The following is a 15,851-nucleotide window of genomic DNA, read 5'->3' as shown; positions in this document are numbered from 1 at the left end:
CGCTTTCTTAACTTCCCCAGCAGCCACGAGTTTATTCTGTCGTCAAGAAGGTCCAGATGGACGAGAGCTCGACATGCTACGGCCAGTTCCCCAAGACCTTCAACGCCGTGTTCGCGTCCATCGCCCGTGACCAGCGGTTCGTGTAGGCCATCACGCTCTGAGCCCGAGAACACAGCGCTGCCGCCGACGACGACCATCCGCGCTTTCGAATGGGCAGCGGGTCCAGGGTCGCGCAACCGGCCTTCGGCTGAAGGTCGTCTTGTTGTTCCGGGAAGCGCGCCGCCTACGGCGGCGAGAAGGCGAAGAGCGAAGCCAGCGGAGCATGGCTTCGGGATTCTCTCCGACAGAGAAACATTTCTGCTCACTCAGCCATCTTCATGAGGGGATTCCAACCATGAGCACCTCGTCTCCACGCACAGGAAAGGGACGTTGAGCACATGGTCAGCCTCTCCGGCGCCGATCGGCGCACGCGCGACCCGAAGGTCCGCGAGCTCGCGACGAAGACCACGATCCCGCACCCGCTGAACAACGTGCAGTACGCCGACGGGATCTCGAAGTGTTGCCACGCCAAGAAACACCAACGATTTCAGCGCTGCCCACAGCAAGTGCGCCCCTCGTAAGCGACAGCGCGCTCATCGACTGAGACGTCGGCTTCATCACCCGACCTGGGAAGGACTCCCCATCATGACCATCGTAATCCCCGTCGACGCCGAACTCGCGGCGTCGCCTGCCGGGCACGAGCTGGACGACATCGCCGCCCTGCTACCCGAGCAGGAGTGGTGTGACAACTGCTCGCTCCACGAGGACGGCGAGCCGGGCATGCCCCGCGACGTCGTCGACTGCTCCATCGAGCCGCTACCCCTGTCGCCCAGCGACTGGGACCTCGCCTGGGAGCACGACCGGCTGTACGAGATCACCTACCTCTCTTGCGGGCACACGATCGTGCGGCTGGCCTGAGCAGGTGTTTGATCCGAGGTGATCCGGCCGTACCTGGCACTAAAAGAAAAGGGCAACAGCTGACGCAGCAGAGCTGCGTCCTGGGATCTCCATGACGAAGATCAGCCGGCGGCAGGGGTCACCGGTTCACGGTCCCGAAGGAGAGTGCCCCGCCATGCTGCCCATGACCCCGCTGCGGAGCTGGGCTTTCCTCGCCCTCCTCGTGCTCGCGGTCCTCGCGTGATCTGGCTCATCGCCAAGATCGGCTCCTCGATCATTCGCAGTGCCTGAACAATCGCTCGATCGCCGACAGAATCAGTTTGTCCTTAGTAGACACCGGTCACTTTTCCTCCGGCCAAAAGGAAAAGCCGTGCTCACTGCCGTTGCCGCTCTGATCAACCGAATCCGTTCCCGCGTCACGCCCGGCGGAATCGCGACGCCCACGAGGTCCGGGACCGATACGGTGAAGGTGTCGATCTACCATCGCGGCTTCGGCAGCGATGAGCACGTCCACGACTGCTCGTGGCCCCGGATAGAGGGCTCCAGCAATGAGGATCTGCTGGAGGCAATTTTCGAGGAGTTCAACGTCGGCGAGAGCCACCTCGCCGCCGACTACCGCGCCAAAGGGCTGCGGCCGTTGTCGGTGGGCGACGAGGTCGAGCTCGTCGACGAACTCGGCGCACGCCGATACGAGTGCGACTCGGTCGGCTGGTTTCCCAGCGACGACACCGACGACGGGTGGGACTGGGACGACTTCGTGGATCTGCGCGACATCGCCGCGCTCTGACCCCGGTCTGTGAATTAGGAGAACTTAACGATGATGTTCAAGGTCGGCGACCAGATTCGGCTCTCGCGTCGCGCAAACACCCGCTACGGCACCGTGACCGCCGTCCGTGACGGCGGTCAGACCGTCTTCGGTGCGTTCGACGACGGCATGCGCTTCATCCGCGGCGAGGAAAACCTCACCGATCTCGTCCTGCTGATCCCGCTCCGGAAGATCGTGTTCGTATAACCAGCCTGTCAGCACTGCTCAGGCAGGCAGACAAGGTGATGTACGCCGACAACCCATGACCCGGCCCGCCGAAGTCTACGACTGGGTCGAACGGGGGCCTCTAACGAGACCTCGTTCGAGCCTGGTCTTCGTCAAGGCCGCGACCAGCCCCAACAAGGCCCATCGCCGTACTACGCACAGCCCCCGGATCGCCGCGTGATGAGCCAGACGAGCCCCACACTCCGCTCCTACACGTGCAAAGGTCGCAGCTCAGCAGAAAACCACGACGGAGCGGGGCCACCAATTCCGGCATCCCACCTCCCAGCCTGAGAGCGAGAGACGCATGGCTCACCCCACTGAACCTGCCACGAAAGAGAACGTCACCGTCGACTTCGGCGGGATCGAGCTTGCCGGCTCGCTCTGTCACGACGACGCGAACCGGTCGTTGCTGCTGGAAACCGACGAGGGCCCCGAGCGCATCTCGGTGAACCTGGATGCATACGGCTTGACGCCGGAGCCCGGCAACGTGTTCATCAAGGACTGGTCGGAGCACGCCGGACTCACCGCGCGGCTGGCAGCAGCCGGCTTGGTACGGCCCGTATACGCACTTGCCGTCGGGCGATTCGCCTCGACGGTCTACGAGGTCGAGGTGACGCTCCGATAGACCCGCGCCGCCGAGCGCCTCGATCGCATCGAAGACGACGCGCGAAGGGCGCAGACGCTGGCTGAGATCGGGAAATCGAAGAACGAGTCTGATCAGCGGAGCTGATCCGGTTGTGCGCGGTGAACGGCCGCCGCCCGATGAAGAACATCGAACGTACTGACCCATTCCTGGCCCCCGCCATCCGGCGGGGGCCAGGCCCGTCCTGTGGGTGCTTCGTGCTGGACACGACGAGCAGCCACAGGGGTTTCCGACCAGATGAGACCAGGAGGACGCGATGTCGCTTGTGCGCATCCGGCCCGGACCACGGCATCCCGACGAGCACGCGGTACGGATCGGCGAGAAGGTCACCGAGGCGTGGTACGGCCACCACGGCTCGGGGGACCTGGAGATCCCGGTGTCGGTGGTGGCCGCACTGTCGCTGATCTGCCCGCCGCACGAGGTGCGTAACGAGCTGGCCACCGAACTGATCGGCCTGTCCGCCGACGAGTTCGCCCGCCACATCCGGCAGATGTGGCGGTGGTTCATCCAGGCCCGCCCCGACCTGGCGAACCGGGTGTGGCCGCTCGTGCATCCGTGGATGGACACGGAACGGCCGATGACCGACCAGAAGATCAAGGCCGCCAAGTACGTCGGTCAAGCAGCGTTGCAGTACGACCAGTTCAGCCTCACCGACACCGACACCCGCAACGACATCGACCTGCTCGGCACCGTGCTCACGCTGATGCGGCCCACAAGCGCGCTGCAAGGCCGCGGTCAGTTCTACACGCCCGGCCCGGTCGCAGAGCTGATGGCCAGGATGCTCGGCGTCGGCGACGGGGAGAGCGTGCACGACCCAGCATGCGGAACGGGCGGCCAGTTCCGGGCGGCGGCGTCGGTGATGCGCGCAGAGGGACGCGACCCGGCCGCCGCGCGCTGGTGCGGCATCGACATCGACCACGTGGCAGTGGCGTGCCTGGCCGTGAACGTCGTCCTCTGGGGACTCGGGTGGAACGTGCTGCTCGCGGTCGGAAACTCGTTGACCGACCCGGTGGGCACGCTGGAACGGGCCGCGGGCGAGCGGCGGGAGACGCTGGAGCTGGCCCGCAACCTGCGCCGGGACCGGATGTGGCTCGACGCGTTCCGCGCGCTGGAGACGACCATCGGCGAGGAGGACCAGGACGACAAGCCACAGCCTGCGCCCGAGGACGTCACGGTCGAGACGCCCGAACCGGAGCCGACGCCGGAGCCGGAACCCGAGCCAGCGTCGGAACCGGCCACTGAACCGCGCGGGGACGACGCGCGCGCGGATGTCCCGGTGGACCTGCTCGCCGACCCCAGCGAGGCTCTGGCCGGCGGGTCGTGACGCGGCTGCTGGTCGTCCCCTGCGGCCGGGCGAAGCTCAACCACCCGGCGGCGGCCCGCCTGCTCTACAGGAGCGCACATTTCCGGTTCGTCCTGGCCGGGGTCGAACGGGCCGCCGTCGGTGCCCCGGTGCGCATCCTGTCCGCCCTGCACGGCCTCGTCAGCCCGGACACGGTGCTCGCGCCCTACGACGTCACCATGGGCGACTCCGGCAGCGTGGTCGCCGACCGGCTGGCCGCCCAGCTCGCCGCCGAGCACGCGCGCGAGGTGGTGGCATACCTGCCGCGCGCCTATCTTGCCCGGCTCGCCGAGGCCGCCGCGCTCACCGGCGAGTGCGTGGTGCGCGACGCCTACGACGGATGTCGCGGGATCGGCGAGCAGCGTGCCGTGATCACCCGGCTCAATGCGCGGAAATAGGCGCGAACATGGTGGCGCTGATCGGCACCAGCTACATCACCGCCTGGCGCGGGTGAACGAGCTCTGCGCGGAGATCGACCGGGCGGCTTGCCAGGCTGATTGGTACAAGGAAAGCGAACGCGACAAGGTGGCCCGAATGAAAGCCGGATACTTCGCCATGTACCGGGGATCTCGTGTTCCACAACAGGTTTCGGCATGATCGCAACTCCTTGCCGTGCTCGATGTGCGGCGGCGGGATGCGATGACGCCGGGACGCGCGGGTGGGAAAGAAGATCAGCACAGCTGATCCGAGTGGCGTGATGAAAGACAATCTTCTACTTCGGGGAGGGCAGGGCAGTCATGCACAGCACCGGTACCTGGGACGAACTGGACAAGGATCCCGTTCAGGCGTTCATCATCGAGATCGACGCCGTCGGCGTCGACACGCTCCTTCACAAGGTATGGCGGCGTCGCGACATCGACGACGCCCACTGGGAACGGCTGCTCCAGATCGCCGAGGGCACCAATCCCATGGGATCCAGCACCGTGCTCGCCTGGCAAGACCACGACGACACCTGGCACCCGCTGGTCGACATCGAACCCAGCAAGCTCGCCAAGCTCACCCATGCGAACTGATCAAGCTCAACTCGGCTCCCGGTGCTTTCGGGGGCTGCTCGTTCGTGTTGCCGTCCCAGACCCGCGTCAGCCGAGCTGACGTCGCAGCGCCGGTCTTCGGGCCGCTCAAGACCCCGGCAGGGATGCGCTCCCTGTCGGGGTTTCTCTTTTCCGGTGCGGTTTTCGTCATCGGCGGGGGATCAGCACAGCTGATCCGGATCGGACGTCGAAGAACAACTTCACTGGCCGGGTCGTGAACCCGGCTGGACCCCAGTCGCGAAGGAGAATGATCACCATGACTTTCCTGAGCCGTGTCGGATTCGTCGAGACCGAAGAGCAGGAGCGGGCCCGCCTCGCGCTGGCCCCCGCGGGGTCGATCAGCCACTACCTGTCGACCCTGCCGATCACGATCAAGGAGTGGCCGCAGGACCTGCTCGTGCAGCTGCCGTGGGAACCCCCGCGCTCCGACAAGCAGTACACCGTCGTGGTGGTGCCCATCGAGTACCACAAAGACCCGCTCCCCGAGGGCGTCGACGAGGAGTCGCTGCCTCGCCAGCGCAACTCCGGCTCCTGGAAGTGCGCCCGTGGTCTCCTCGAACCACCCGAGCTACCCGGTCGGCGGCTACCGCATCATCATCGGCGCTGACGAGATCGCCCGCGGTAAGAAGGTCTCGATCGAGAGCCCCCGGCCGCCGCTCTGAGAAGCGGCAGCGGGAGTCCCGCCACGCAGTCGCCCGTCACCAGCCCGCAAGGAGTGCGTCTTGTCCAACACTGGGATTCTGAAGGGCGTCCGCTGCCCGGAATGCGTCAGCGAAACAGCTTTCATCATCCAGATGAGGATGAACGTCGTCATGCTTGTTGGCTCGCCCAGCATCCCGATGGCGACGTTCGCGGCCACGCCAGTTGCCGACCTCATGCGCTACCACCAGTTCGGCCGCCCGGAGGCCACGCTGTCCGGCGTGGTCTGCGGCCACTGCTTCGACGTCTTTGACGACCTCGTGGTGCGCCACGCCAGCGCGGGCCACGTTCGCGCCTGCTTCGAGGCAGGGGAAGAGGAACGCTGGCAGATGGAAGGCGAGCTGGCCGCCGACCGCGCCGTGGAACGCCACTTTGAAGACCGAGGCTACTGGGAAGCCCGCGCACAAGAGAACTACGAGATGTCGCGCGGCATCTGGCCCTACTGACCGGCCACCGCAGCGGCCCGGCCGGGCAACCCAGGCAGTCTCAGCCGCTGTGACACGACCGTGAAGGAATGACGATGACGAACGACGAACACGAGCCCGACAGCCAGACCGACAGCACTGACGAGCTTCGCGTAGCCGCCAAGAAGGCTGTCAGTCAAGTTCGAATCGCAGAGAACACCGCTTGCTACTGGGACGGACACAACGGCACCCGCCAAGCTGACGGCGCTCACAACGCCGCCCTCAAGGCGATCGACGACCTGGCGGACGCCGTGATGTGACCGAGGCGATCGAAGAAGATCGGAAGAGCTACGACGAGTGGGATCAGTACCGCGAACTGCTGAGCTACATTGAACTGCACGTCGTTGGGTGCTTAAGGCCGGGACCCCGGGGCAGAGCAAGGTCAGAACCTGCTGGGCGAGTTGCTCACGGAACTGCGGACCGAGCTGCACTCGCACGGTCGCGTCGGGCTGTTGTGAACACGACCCTGCTCTGAACTACCAAGCCCGCACCGGCAAGAAACCTCCCTGGTACAGCATTTCGCTGCGCCAGGGAGGCTCCCCTTTGGCTGATCACCATGCTCTGAGCCCAGAACACGCAGCCGGCGGCGGCGACCATCCATGGTCCAGGTCCGCACAGCTGGCCTGCGGCCGAGGCTCTGCTCTAGCTCCGGGGAGTGTGCCGCCTCCGGCGGCGGGCACAGAGCGAAGCCAGCAGAGCATGGCTTCCGGGTCTTCTTCGACAGAGAAACCTCTCTGCTCACTCAGCCGTCTTCACGAGGGCGCATCCAACGTTTTCGCGGCCGTGGCTTCCTGGTGCTCTCCCTCGCCGCTCGCGCTGGACGTCGTCATGGCGATCGGCATGGGCATCGACGACGCGGCCTTCATGCTGCCGTTCCCGATCGTGCTCGCCCTAACGACCTTCGCGCTCGTCGCGATCTGCACAGGTCACTTCTTCGACCGCGAGACCTGATCGCGGCCGTCCACGCGCGCATCCACCGCTAACGCGACGCACCCCCAGATCACGACTCTCGAAGTGCCGCCACGCCAAGAAGCACCAGCGATTCCAGCGCTGCCCGCAGCAGGTGCACTCAACCAGCGTCGGGCTGCCGCAGGGCTTCACAGCAACTACGCCCTCGCCAGAGCAATGGGCGTGCAGCACACCACCGTCAATCGCGTCTTGTCCGGTCGAATGGCCCCGGACCCGGTCGTGATCGCCGGACTGCTCCGTGCACTGCCAGGCGCTAGCCCCAACAAAAACGCGGGCCGTCGCTGCCCACCAAGAGCGCGCCCGCTGACCAGAGAGAAGGAACCTCTTGTGACTGATCAGCAGCTTACTCCGATGGAAGCCGCCACCATGCTCGCCGATCCCCGCAACCGCGCCGACCACGACCTGGTCGAGCAGGACAACCGCGCCTGGCTCGCCCTCCCGGGGCGCAGCTGCATCGGCGGCGATTGGAACCCCTGTACCGAGCCCGGCGCGTGGCAGCTGCGCGGCTACGCCGAGCGTGCGTTCTGCACCCGGCACGCCGCAACGCGGCTGCGAATCGCCGACCAGCTCGCGGCCGGACCCGGGCCGGTGAGCGAGTTCAAGACCGCCGGCGGCTGGGACATCGCGGAGGGACGGGTTGAGTACAACTGGGCGCGGGACACCTTCAAGGCGATCGAGCCCGCCGGGATCGAGACGTTCCACGCTTTCGCCAAGGTGGCCGAGACTCACCTTGAACTCGTCGCGCAGGCCCGCAAGGTCGACGCCGAGCGTGCCGCCGAACAGCTGACGCCGGAGCAGATCGCCTACCGGCACGCCCTCGCTGCCCGGCTCCACACCGCCCGCGAGCACGCCAAGACCGTCCACCCCGGACAGTACGGCGTCAGCCTCGGCCGACTGCTCGCGTTCCTCGCGCACCACCTCGACGACCCCGCGCACCCACTACTCGGGCTCATGCCGCGCCACGCCGAGCGCGTCGCCGACCACCTCGCAGCGCAGGCCGAACGCGCCGCCGGAGCGGGGGACGCCCAGTGACCACCACCGACGCGCTCGCCCAGCAGCAGGCCACCGGACTGCGTGCCCTCGCCGACATGATCGAGGCACACCCCGAAATTCCGGCTACCTACCTCGACGGATTCTTCGGAATCAACGTGTGGTATCCGCAAAGCGCCGAGGAGATGGCCGCGATCGCCCGCGCCACGTTGAAGCACGGCGCGAAGGTTGAGAAGGAAATCGGCGAGAACCTCTACAACCTGACGATCTCGTGGGGACCGTTCAAAGCAAAGGCACTCGGCAACCGCGGCGCTGTGTGTGAGCGGGTCGTCACTGGAACGGAGACCGTGACGCGGAAGGTGCCGGATCCGTCGGTCGTGGTGCCGATGGTCGAGGTCATCGAAGAAGTCGAGACGTTCGAGTGGCGTTGCGCTCCGCTGCTGGCCGCCGACGCCGAGGCGGTGTCCGTCTGATGTCCCGCGAACACGGCACCCGCGCCAAGTACGTGCGGACATCGTCCCCGAAGCGGGGGAGAGCGCCGACGAAGCGGTGGACCCGATCGCGGTGGAACTGGCCTGTGCGGGCCAGCGCAGGCGAAGCTGCGCCCTGTCGACCGGACCGCCGCTGTCCGGCAGCTCGACGCCGACGGCCTGAGCGCCACCGCCATCGCGAAACGGCTCCGCATGTCCATCGGCAAGATCCGTGCGGCGCTCGACACCGAGGCGGTGCCCGCATGACCCGCCGAACCCTGACCGGGGCCGCCTGGACCGACGCTCTCGTGCCCGTCCGGCGCAGCTGGCCGCCGCCGTCCACGACCACGACCAGACCCGCGTCGCCGAGCTGCTCGACGGCGCCGACTTGCCCGCCTTGGTCGTGGTGCTAGCCGCGATGGCGTCCGACGACCTCCCGCTGGCCGAATTGCTCGGCTGGTGCGCCGGCCCCGACGAGTACCAGCGGTTGCGGGCCGCTGGTGTGTCCACATTGGCCACCAACTGTGTCATTTCTGGTCAATACACCAGAAGCGCGGCGAGTCAGAAAAGCAGTCGCATTTCACTTGACGGTTTATCGGTATCACATCATCCGTAAAAGTACCGGCAGCAACATGCTGGGAAGCACCTGACGGACGCACCACTGTCCGGAGCGCGATGAAGTGCCGCTGCCAAGAAGGGGGTTGACATGGCCAACGGCAATGTCCTGCCGTTCGGAGGACGACCTGTCACAGGCTGGAGAGCAGCGCCTGACTGTGACCGATGCCGTGACAACGGCAGATACGTCACCGACAACAGTGCTGACGTCCCGTGCGGCTGCAAGATCGGGCGTCGTAAGTCCGAGCTGTGGCGCGCCGAGAAGCACGGGATCACCCATCCCGACGCGCCCGACAGCCCTGGAAACGAGCCCGACGACGTGACGTGATGCTCGTTTCTGTTAGCACGCGGGTCACGGTCCCGAGTCATGGCCGCCACCGTCGGTGGATCCGCCGTGGGCGGACGGGAAGTCCTTCCACCAGGTCTTCTGCCCCCACCACATGATCCAACCAATCAGAAGAACGAGTCTGATCAGCAGAGCTGATACGGGACTCGGATTGAAGAAGCACTCGATCAGCGGAGCTGATTCGGAGCTCACGATGAAAGATCATCATCTGATCAGCACAGCTGATCCGGATGGGGGTCTGACAGACAACTCAATACTCAACTCACCCAGTTCACGCGCGGAGCAGTGACACTGCCCGCGCGTTTCGTGCATACGAGGAGACTTCGCGATGTCGAACCCCCGCAACAACGGACAGCTGATCGGCCGCCTCGCCCGGGACCCCAAGGTCTTCGAGAACGCGGACGGCTCCAAGAAGGTCCTGTTCACCGTCTATGCCGACCGGAACTACTTCAACAAGCAGAACGAGCGCGAGTCCGATGCCATCCCGGTCGAGGCCTTCGTCCGTGCCCAGGTCCAGGACCTGGGTCCGTACGCAAACATCCACAAGGGCGACCTCGTCGCCATTGGTCACGTGCTGCGTATGGATCACTACGTCAAAAACGGCGCAGAGGTCTTCGACCTCAAGGTCGTCGCCGAGGACATCACCTTCCTCGAATCCCGCACGGTGACCCAGACCCGCATGAACAACCGCGTTAAGGCCGCCGAGGCGCAGAACCAGGCACTGCAAGCCCAGGTTTCGGCACCCGTCGCTCAACCGGCTGCCGCTACGAGCGCCGTGCAGGACGAGCAGCTGCCGTTCGGGCCCGAGAAGCCACAGCTGGCTGATGCCTCCTGAGGCAGCCCGCCACGAGCGAGCGGCGGGGGTTGAACGCACCTCGGAGCGGTCTCGGTTTTCCTGCAGCACCCCGGTGCGTGCTCTGCCTTCGGCGGGCGCTGCGCCGGGGTGCTGTCTCAGCGGCAGAGCACTCGGCGTTCTGAATGCCCGCGGTTCGACTCTGCACTGACCTTCGGCTCAGCGCGCATTCACCTAATCGACTACCGCCAAGGAGCACCCCTCCATGAACCGCAACACCTCAGGCCTCGCCGTCACCGCCTTCGTCGCAGCCCTGTTGTGCGCCGGCGCGCTGACCGGCTGCGGCGAAAACCAGCCGAGCCCGCCCAGACCGATCGAGACCGGCGTACCCAGCACGCCCGGATCGACCGAGGCAGCCGAACAGCCCACGGCTGAAGCTCCCACCGCCGTCAGGACCAAGGTCATCCGCGTCATCGACGGCGACACGGTCGCGGTCAAGCCCGTCGCGGATTCCCTCGAGTCCACGAGCGAGCACAACGGCGTCGCTGAGCACACCGTCAGGATCCTGGGCATCAACGCTCCCGAGATGAACTACCACAAAGATGTCGATCCCGAGTGCGGCGCGAAGGCGGCCACCGATCACCTGGGCGGCACCCTGGCGCAGGGCCTGCCGGTCACAATCCAGTACGACGCGAAGGCCGATCGCACCGACCACTACGGCCGATCGCTTGCGTATGTGGCTACGCCCAACGGCACTGACGCCGGCCTCCAGCAAATCGTCGACGGCTACGCCATGCCCTGGTACCCCAAGGACAGGCCTGAACCGGAACGCATGCCCGAATACCGCATGGCCGCCGACACCGCCGTAAACCAGCACGCTGGCACGCACTCCCACTGCGAGACCATCGGCCGCCGCTAAGCCGGCTGAGCCGCCACCACAACCAAGCACGTGATCGACGTACTGGCGCCCCACTCGCCTTTCATCCCCGGGTTACGCGGGGGAGCGGGGAAAGCGAGGGAGCAAGGCTCCGTCCGGGAGTCGTTCTGATCACCAACGACTGCCAAGGCGCTCCGGGCGGTCTGCTGCCCGTACCCGCACCGAAAAGAACCTCATGGCTAGCAGAGAATTCCACACCGAGGACTTCGCCACCACCACCTTCGCCTTCGACCATGCCCCTCGGTGATCGACCTTCCCGCTCACGCGAACCCGCACCCACGAGACCCGTCTCCGCAGCAGTGGAGGCGGGTCTTTCGCATGCCCGCGAACATCTCTCGAGATCCGAAGGGCGCAACCCCATGTCATTCATCGAACTCCGCGTGCTCTGCGACGCCGATCTACGGATCCGGTCCCAGCACGTACGCGATCTAGCCGCCAGGACAATCCTGCCGCACCCGACCGACAACCGTCGCTACAACGACGCCTTCGAGCACCCGCCGCGGCTGAAGAAGACCCACGAGCACTTCGCGCAGCTCTCCCACGAGGATGGCCAGCGCGCCGGCGCGCAGGAAGCCCGGAAGCACATCGCCACCGAGCTCGATGCCGCACTGGTGTCCGTCGCCGAAGGCAGCATCACCTACGCCGTATTCGTTGATCGCATCGCCGACATCGCCACCAAACTGGGCGAGAACTAACCCCCATCGACGACGATCCCGCCGCCGAAGGTGGCATGGGTTCAGAGTTCCACGTCAACGATGCGGCCGCTGCTCTGGCGTGACGTGAAGACCATCCGGCCGAGCCGGGCGCGCCTGCTACCCCCCAGCGACGCTGCCCGCTCACCCTGGCCGGGCACCGCCTTCTCTCTCGGTGCCCGGCCAGGCACATCCAGGACTCCGCATTCTCCCGCGCAGTTCCCCATGTCCTGACCGAGCCGGGATCCCGGCCGATATCCGGCCGCGCGCCGGGTCGGCGCCGAAGGCCCCGCCGCCACTGCGCTGTCTGCTCATCACCGACAGCGGCAGACGAGTTACCGCAAATGATCGACTAGTTCACGAGAAGGGAAAACACAAATGCAGCTCAAGAAGAACACCCGGATCACCGGCGAGGAGCGTGAACGGGTAGGCGCCCATCTCCAGCGCAAGTACGAGAAAGGCGCCTCCATTCGCGCCCTCGCGGAGGCAACGGGTCGTTCCTACGGTTTCGTCCACCGGCTCCTGAGCCAGCGGGGAGTTCAGCTCCGCGGCCGTGGCGGGAGCACCCGAAACCTGGACTCCGGACGTGGAATCCGCTGACCGAACCTCAGCAGGCTTCAGCTCACACGCAGGCGACGGGACCGGGGCATCTTTCCAACGCTCCGGTTCCCTCGCCCGCCCAGGGCGAATCCTCTCTCTCGCAGCACACAAGGAGGTACGGCTGTGAACGCCCCGCACACCTGACCATCAAGACGGTCGCTGGGTTGATCGTGACGACTGAGTCCCGGGCGACGGCTGATCGACCCGCTACAAACACATAAAAGCCCTGTCGGAGATCGCTTCTGGCGGGGCTTTTATGTTGCTCGGGCTCGGTGAGGGGCAGTCGGGGTTCAGGCGGAGGAACACCAAGGACGGCGCCGGCGGCTACTTCACCGCCACCGCCGGCCAGTGGGCTGCGTTTCTGACGGACAAGTTCAACGCCTGACCTGAACCGGCACAACCAGCGCCCCTGATGCTCTCCCAAGAGCGTCGGGGGCGCTCTGCTTTCTACACATCGTCATGCGGATGCGCTTACATCCTTCTTGTCTTAATCTCTTGGGCAATCCCGGGGTTTGGTTTCCTTTGGAGTGGAGATCAGCAGAGCTGATCCGGACTGGCTGGTGAAAGAATATCTTCTCTTCATCAGGAGACCAGTCATGCCGTGCCCTAACTGCGACCACGTCGAAATGGAATCGAACGTCCGCGGTCCCTTCGCGCGCCACAACATCACGCACACCTGCGGCGAATGCGGGTACACCGAGACCCGCTGAGCTCAAGCTCCAGTCGTACAACACGGGAACGCGCGGCATGTTGCCGAACGTGCCGGACTCGTTCCGCGAATGGCTGAACACAGGCCAAATCACCAACTGTCGGCAGCTTATTCCCCCGCTCGTCCCCTACGACGTGCACGCCTGGAAACACGGCAACGTCGATCGTAGTTCTCCCGTAAGAAAGGACGTTATGGTCATCGGGAGCTGGCAGCACACCTTCCTCGTCAACCTAGGCGAGATCCGGGCACGCCGAGCGCGTCCACTACTTTCCCTCTTCACCTTGGGCTGGTCGGCCCAGTGGCACGTGGAATGGCGGGAAGGCAGCCATGTCTCTGGCCCCTCGCCTCAGCTTTCAGGGGCGGCGTGGATGGCAAGCGACGGTTCACGCTGGATCCCGGTAGGTAGCTTCCGTGGTCGCCACCAGACGGTGATGAAGGCGGCGACAGCAGAACTGCACGCCGCCCGTTCGCGGCATAGGACCTCGCCAAAGGAACCGCCGGGGTGGCAGCACTTCAGCGGCGGCGGAGACCCGGCGAGGCGACGCCGACCCTGACGACGAGGAGGACGGCTGGAAACCGTTCAACCTTGTTACGGACTGAACCGCTTCGCAACGGTACCTGATCCTCTGCTACCGGGCACAGAGTGCCGACCCGTAGGCAGTCTGGGAAGCCAGCCACCACGGCACCGAGTGGGTAGCGAACAACGGGAACTACTTCAGCGACGCACAGAAAGCCGTTCGCCGCGTCAAAAAACGCGCTCGTGCCGAGATCCTCTGATCCCGCCGGGGCAACCGTGCAGGGCAGGGCCTTTCCGGTCCTGCCCCGTGCGGTATCCCTGCGGACCACGCGGGAGAAGCGCCGGTACCGACCTGCGCCAGATATAGCGCGGGCCACCCTGAACTTTTGGCGAAGGCAGGGCGGCCCGCTAACCACGGAGGAGTCATCTCCATGGCTGATGAGCAGCCTAACAACCAAGCCCCCGGAGACGCGGAGGCAAAGCACCACGCGGCACCTGGACTCACCATGCGGCAGTTCGGGCGGCTCCTGCGCACCGACCCGCACAAGGACGAGCGCGGGATGGTCAACGGCCCTTGCCGCACCGTCGGATGCCCTGGAAAGGCTCTGTGGATTTTGCCGCGCGAAGCGGGAAAGTTCGGCATCCGGTCCCGGCTGTTCCGGTGCGTCGACTGCATTGCGGTCGCCGGACGGCTTCTGCTGGACGGGACAGAGCCCGACGAACAGCAGATCGTATCCGATCGCGGAATCAGGCCCCCTGCGGTCGAGCCCTCCACCGAGCTCGCCGAAATCCGGGCGCTGCTGCTCCTCTGCGACCGCATGGCCGACCTGGCGGGAATATGCGGCGAACGCTACGAAACCCAAGCCACCGAAGCACTCTTCGAGAAGATCGACGACAGCCAAGCGGAGATCGCGCAGCGATTCGGCGAGCTCGACGAGTGGATCTCGGCCGGTGGCCAGCTGCCGCAGCAGTGGCAGCATGCGCACCCCGGCAACGGGCGGTGACGGCATGTCCGACCAGCAGCAGCCCAAGCAGGCCCCGCCGGAAACCGACGCCGAGCGCACAGTTCCGTTCGACCACCTTCAGGCCGCGCTGAACGTGGACGCCTCCGCAAAGCAGCCGATCGTTACCGACGACCAGGCGCGGAGGTGACCGGGATGAAGACCTACACCGTGTTCGGCCTGTGCAACAACACGACGCTCGCGGTTGAGGTCGCGGGGGTCGTACTCGGAAAGCACAAAAACCGCAGCGCGCGAACCCATTCCGGTGCCCTGCATCAGTGGGTCCGATTCGCCCGGACGGTCAGCGCCGCAGGCCCGACCGAGGCCGAGGACAAAGCCGTCAGGCAACTGCGGGACATGTTCACGCAGCAATCCAACAAGTCCTGAACCACCCAACACCCGCCGCCCGGGACATCACGTCCCGGGCGGCGGCCCCCACCTGCGCAAGATAAGGAAACCCGTTGAACGGAACGAGCTTCAGCCCTGACGAGCTCGCGGCGGCGATGAACGACACCCGCGACGAGATGGAACGGCAGCTCGACCTGTCCGACCGCGAAACCGGGCTGCTGAACTTCCTGATCACCGCCTCGACGATGCGCCTCAGGGGCGTCACCGACCTGAACGAGGTCATCAACGAGCAGTACGTCCGCGAAGACGAACACGCCGACGCCGGGTACTCCCAAGACGTGCGGATCAACGGCCGCCAGCTCGTGTGGGCCGACGACAGCACCGGACCGGAGGCGGCCTACGAACTGCGACTCCATGCAGCGCTCGCTGACTTCCTGCGGAAGATCAACGAAATTAACCCCGAGACAAGACCTTTTCGCGTGCGCCGCGATGACGCGCGCCCGGAGAACGGAGAGAAACTGTGATCGACCAGACCACCCGCGACGCCGCCGGCGAGCTCGCACGCAGCGAGGCGCGGCGCATGGCCACCGAATTCGACTTGATCCCCGGCACACAAAACGACTGACCAACTACTTCCCCGCGCCGGGCAGGTGACTTCCTGCTCGGCGCCGAGTCTTCACAGAAAGGAACTGTTTCGTGAGCACGCCGATCCACGACGC

General features: G+C 65.7%; 22 protein-coding genes. All 22 read left to right on the top strand.

What is annotated here, in order from left to right; all coding sequences use genetic code 11:
* Positions 1–437 precede the first annotated feature (437 nt).
* Positions 438–620 (top strand): hypothetical protein, encoded by a 183-nt coding sequence (locus ACRXBZ_RS08445; protein WP_433878594.1) that lies wholly within the window; start codon positions 438–440, stop codon positions 618–620.
* Between the two features lie 64 nt (positions 621–684).
* A complete protein-coding gene (locus ACRXBZ_RS08440) occupies positions 685–957 on the top strand; it encodes a hypothetical protein (protein WP_433878593.1) in 273 nt (90 codons plus the stop codon).
* A 349-nt stretch (positions 958–1,306) separates the two neighbouring features.
* Entirely contained in the window at positions 1,307–1,723 is a 417-nt protein-coding gene (locus ACRXBZ_RS08435; RefSeq protein ID WP_433878592.1) for a hypothetical protein, read from the top strand.
* A 30-nt stretch (positions 1,724–1,753) separates the two neighbouring features.
* Positions 1,754–1,948 (top strand): hypothetical protein, encoded by a 195-nt coding sequence (locus ACRXBZ_RS08430; protein ID WP_433878591.1) that lies wholly within the window; start codon positions 1,754–1,756, stop codon positions 1,946–1,948.
* 322 nt (positions 1,949–2,270) lie between these two features.
* On the top strand, positions 2,271–2,591 hold the full coding sequence (locus ACRXBZ_RS08425) for a hypothetical protein (RefSeq protein WP_433878590.1): 321 nt from the start codon (positions 2,271–2,273) through the stop codon (positions 2,589–2,591).
* Positions 2,592–2,865: 274 nt separating this feature from the next.
* Positions 2,866–3,933: an N-6 DNA methylase gene (locus tag ACRXBZ_RS08420; RefSeq protein WP_433878589.1), complete on the top strand. Its 1,068-nt coding sequence runs from the start codon at positions 2,866–2,868 to the stop codon at positions 3,931–3,933.
* Positions 3,930–4,349 carry a DUF6884 domain-containing protein gene (locus ACRXBZ_RS08415; RefSeq protein WP_433878588.1) on the top strand — a complete coding sequence of 140 codons (420 nt, stop codon included), beginning with the start codon at positions 3,930–3,932 and terminating at the stop codon, positions 4,347–4,349. Before ACRXBZ_RS08420 ends, ACRXBZ_RS08415 begins: the two co-directional genes overlap by 4 nt.
* Before the next feature lie 339 nt (positions 4,350–4,688).
* Positions 4,689–4,964, top strand: coding sequence for a hypothetical protein (locus tag ACRXBZ_RS08410; RefSeq protein WP_433878587.1), 276 nt, complete (start codon positions 4,689–4,691; stop codon positions 4,962–4,964).
* 274 nt (positions 4,965–5,238) lie between these two features.
* Entirely contained in the window at positions 5,239–5,589 is a 351-nt protein-coding gene (locus tag ACRXBZ_RS08405; RefSeq protein ID WP_433878586.1) for a hypothetical protein, read from the top strand.
* Between the two features lie 115 nt (positions 5,590–5,704).
* Positions 5,705–6,127 (top strand): hypothetical protein, encoded by a 423-nt coding sequence (locus ACRXBZ_RS08400; RefSeq protein ID WP_433878585.1) that lies wholly within the window; start codon positions 5,705–5,707, stop codon positions 6,125–6,127.
* Between the two features lie 74 nt (positions 6,128–6,201).
* Positions 6,202–6,405: a hypothetical protein gene (locus tag ACRXBZ_RS08395; protein WP_433878584.1), complete on the top strand. Its 204-nt coding sequence runs from the start codon at positions 6,202–6,204 to the stop codon at positions 6,403–6,405.
* Positions 6,406–6,928: 523 nt separating this feature from the next.
* Positions 6,929–7,096, top strand: coding sequence for a hypothetical protein (locus ACRXBZ_RS08390; protein ID WP_433878583.1), 168 nt, complete (start codon positions 6,929–6,931; stop codon positions 7,094–7,096).
* Positions 7,097–7,441: 345 nt separating this feature from the next.
* Positions 7,442–8,146: a hypothetical protein gene (locus ACRXBZ_RS08385; RefSeq protein ID WP_433878582.1), complete on the top strand. Its 705-nt coding sequence runs from the start codon at positions 7,442–7,444 to the stop codon at positions 8,144–8,146.
* Positions 8,143–8,577, top strand: a complete 435-nt coding sequence (locus ACRXBZ_RS08380) for a hypothetical protein (protein WP_433878581.1) — start codon at positions 8,143–8,145, stop codon at positions 8,575–8,577. Before ACRXBZ_RS08385 ends, ACRXBZ_RS08380 begins: the two co-directional genes overlap by 4 nt.
* A 1,286-nt stretch (positions 8,578–9,863) precedes the next feature.
* Positions 9,864–10,370 (top strand): single-stranded DNA-binding protein, encoded by a 507-nt coding sequence (locus ACRXBZ_RS08375; RefSeq protein WP_433878580.1) that lies wholly within the window; start codon positions 9,864–9,866, stop codon positions 10,368–10,370.
* 223 nt (positions 10,371–10,593) lie between these two features.
* Positions 10,594–11,247, top strand: coding sequence for a thermonuclease family protein (locus tag ACRXBZ_RS08370; protein ID WP_433878579.1), 654 nt, complete (start codon positions 10,594–10,596; stop codon positions 11,245–11,247).
* A gap of 377 nt (positions 11,248–11,624) precedes the next feature.
* Positions 11,625–11,960 (top strand): hypothetical protein, encoded by a 336-nt coding sequence (locus tag ACRXBZ_RS08365; protein ID WP_433878578.1) that lies wholly within the window; start codon positions 11,625–11,627, stop codon positions 11,958–11,960.
* Between the two features lie 375 nt (positions 11,961–12,335).
* Positions 12,336–12,557, top strand: a complete 222-nt coding sequence (locus ACRXBZ_RS08360) for a helix-turn-helix domain-containing protein (RefSeq protein ID WP_433878577.1) — start codon at positions 12,336–12,338, stop codon at positions 12,555–12,557.
* Positions 12,558–14,214: 1,657 nt separating this feature from the next.
* A complete protein-coding gene (locus tag ACRXBZ_RS08355; RefSeq protein WP_433878576.1) occupies positions 14,215–14,787 on the top strand; it encodes a hypothetical protein in 573 nt (190 codons plus the stop codon).
* Between the two features lie 4 nt (positions 14,788–14,791).
* Entirely contained in the window at positions 14,792–14,935 is a 144-nt protein-coding gene (locus tag ACRXBZ_RS08350) for a hypothetical protein (RefSeq protein WP_433878575.1), read from the top strand.
* A 5-nt stretch (positions 14,936–14,940) separates the two neighbouring features.
* Positions 14,941–15,171, top strand: coding sequence for a hypothetical protein (locus ACRXBZ_RS08345; RefSeq protein ID WP_433878574.1), 231 nt, complete (start codon positions 14,941–14,943; stop codon positions 15,169–15,171).
* 74 nt (positions 15,172–15,245) lie between these two features.
* Positions 15,246–15,656: a hypothetical protein gene (locus ACRXBZ_RS08340; protein ID WP_433878573.1), complete on the top strand. Its 411-nt coding sequence runs from the start codon at positions 15,246–15,248 to the stop codon at positions 15,654–15,656.
* Positions 15,657–15,851: the final 195 nt, after the last annotated feature.

Source organism: Saccharopolyspora hattusasensis, from assembly GCF_050972075.1.
Classification (GTDB): domain Bacteria; phylum Actinomycetota; class Actinomycetes; order Mycobacteriales; family Pseudonocardiaceae; genus Saccharopolyspora; species Saccharopolyspora hattusasensis.
Note: the sequence above shows the minus strand (reverse complement) of the source record. Positions and strands in the feature narration are given on the sequence as shown.

Bases quoted from the DNA above. Each gene is read 5' to 3' on its own strand.
- ACRXBZ_RS08445 (WP_433878594.1), top strand. From the start codon at position 438: ATGGTCAGCCTCTCCGGCGCCGATCGGCGCACGCGCGACCCGAAGGTC.
- ACRXBZ_RS08395 (WP_433878584.1), top strand. From the start codon at position 6,202: ATGACGAACGACGAACACGAGCCCGACAGCCAGACCGACAGCACTGAC.
- ACRXBZ_RS08370 (WP_433878579.1), top strand. From the start codon at position 10,594: ATGAACCGCAACACCTCAGGCCTCGCCGTCACCGCCTTCGTCGCAGCC.
- ACRXBZ_RS08420 (WP_433878589.1), top strand. From the start codon at position 2,866: ATGTCGCTTGTGCGCATCCGGCCCGGACCACGGCATCCCGACGAGCAC.
- ACRXBZ_RS08345 (WP_433878574.1), top strand. From the start codon at position 14,941: ATGAAGACCTACACCGTGTTCGGCCTGTGCAACAACACGACGCTCGCG.
- ACRXBZ_RS08405 (WP_433878586.1), top strand. From the start codon at position 5,239: ATGACTTTCCTGAGCCGTGTCGGATTCGTCGAGACCGAAGAGCAGGAG.
- ACRXBZ_RS08355 (WP_433878576.1), top strand. From the start codon at position 14,215: ATGGCTGATGAGCAGCCTAACAACCAAGCCCCCGGAGACGCGGAGGCA.
- ACRXBZ_RS08440 (WP_433878593.1), top strand. From the start codon at position 685: ATGACCATCGTAATCCCCGTCGACGCCGAACTCGCGGCGTCGCCTGCC.
- ACRXBZ_RS08365 (WP_433878578.1), top strand. From the start codon at position 11,625: ATGTCATTCATCGAACTCCGCGTGCTCTGCGACGCCGATCTACGGATC.
- ACRXBZ_RS08430 (WP_433878591.1), top strand. From the start codon at position 1,754: ATGATGTTCAAGGTCGGCGACCAGATTCGGCTCTCGCGTCGCGCAAAC.
- ACRXBZ_RS08410 (WP_433878587.1), top strand. From the start codon at position 4,689: ATGCACAGCACCGGTACCTGGGACGAACTGGACAAGGATCCCGTTCAG.
- ACRXBZ_RS08360 (WP_433878577.1), top strand. From the start codon at position 12,336: ATGCAGCTCAAGAAGAACACCCGGATCACCGGCGAGGAGCGTGAACGG.
- ACRXBZ_RS08350 (WP_433878575.1), top strand. From the start codon at position 14,792: ATGTCCGACCAGCAGCAGCCCAAGCAGGCCCCGCCGGAAACCGACGCC.
- ACRXBZ_RS08425 (WP_433878590.1), top strand. From the start codon at position 2,271: ATGGCTCACCCCACTGAACCTGCCACGAAAGAGAACGTCACCGTCGAC.
- ACRXBZ_RS08375 (WP_433878580.1), top strand. From the start codon at position 9,864: ATGTCGAACCCCCGCAACAACGGACAGCTGATCGGCCGCCTCGCCCGG.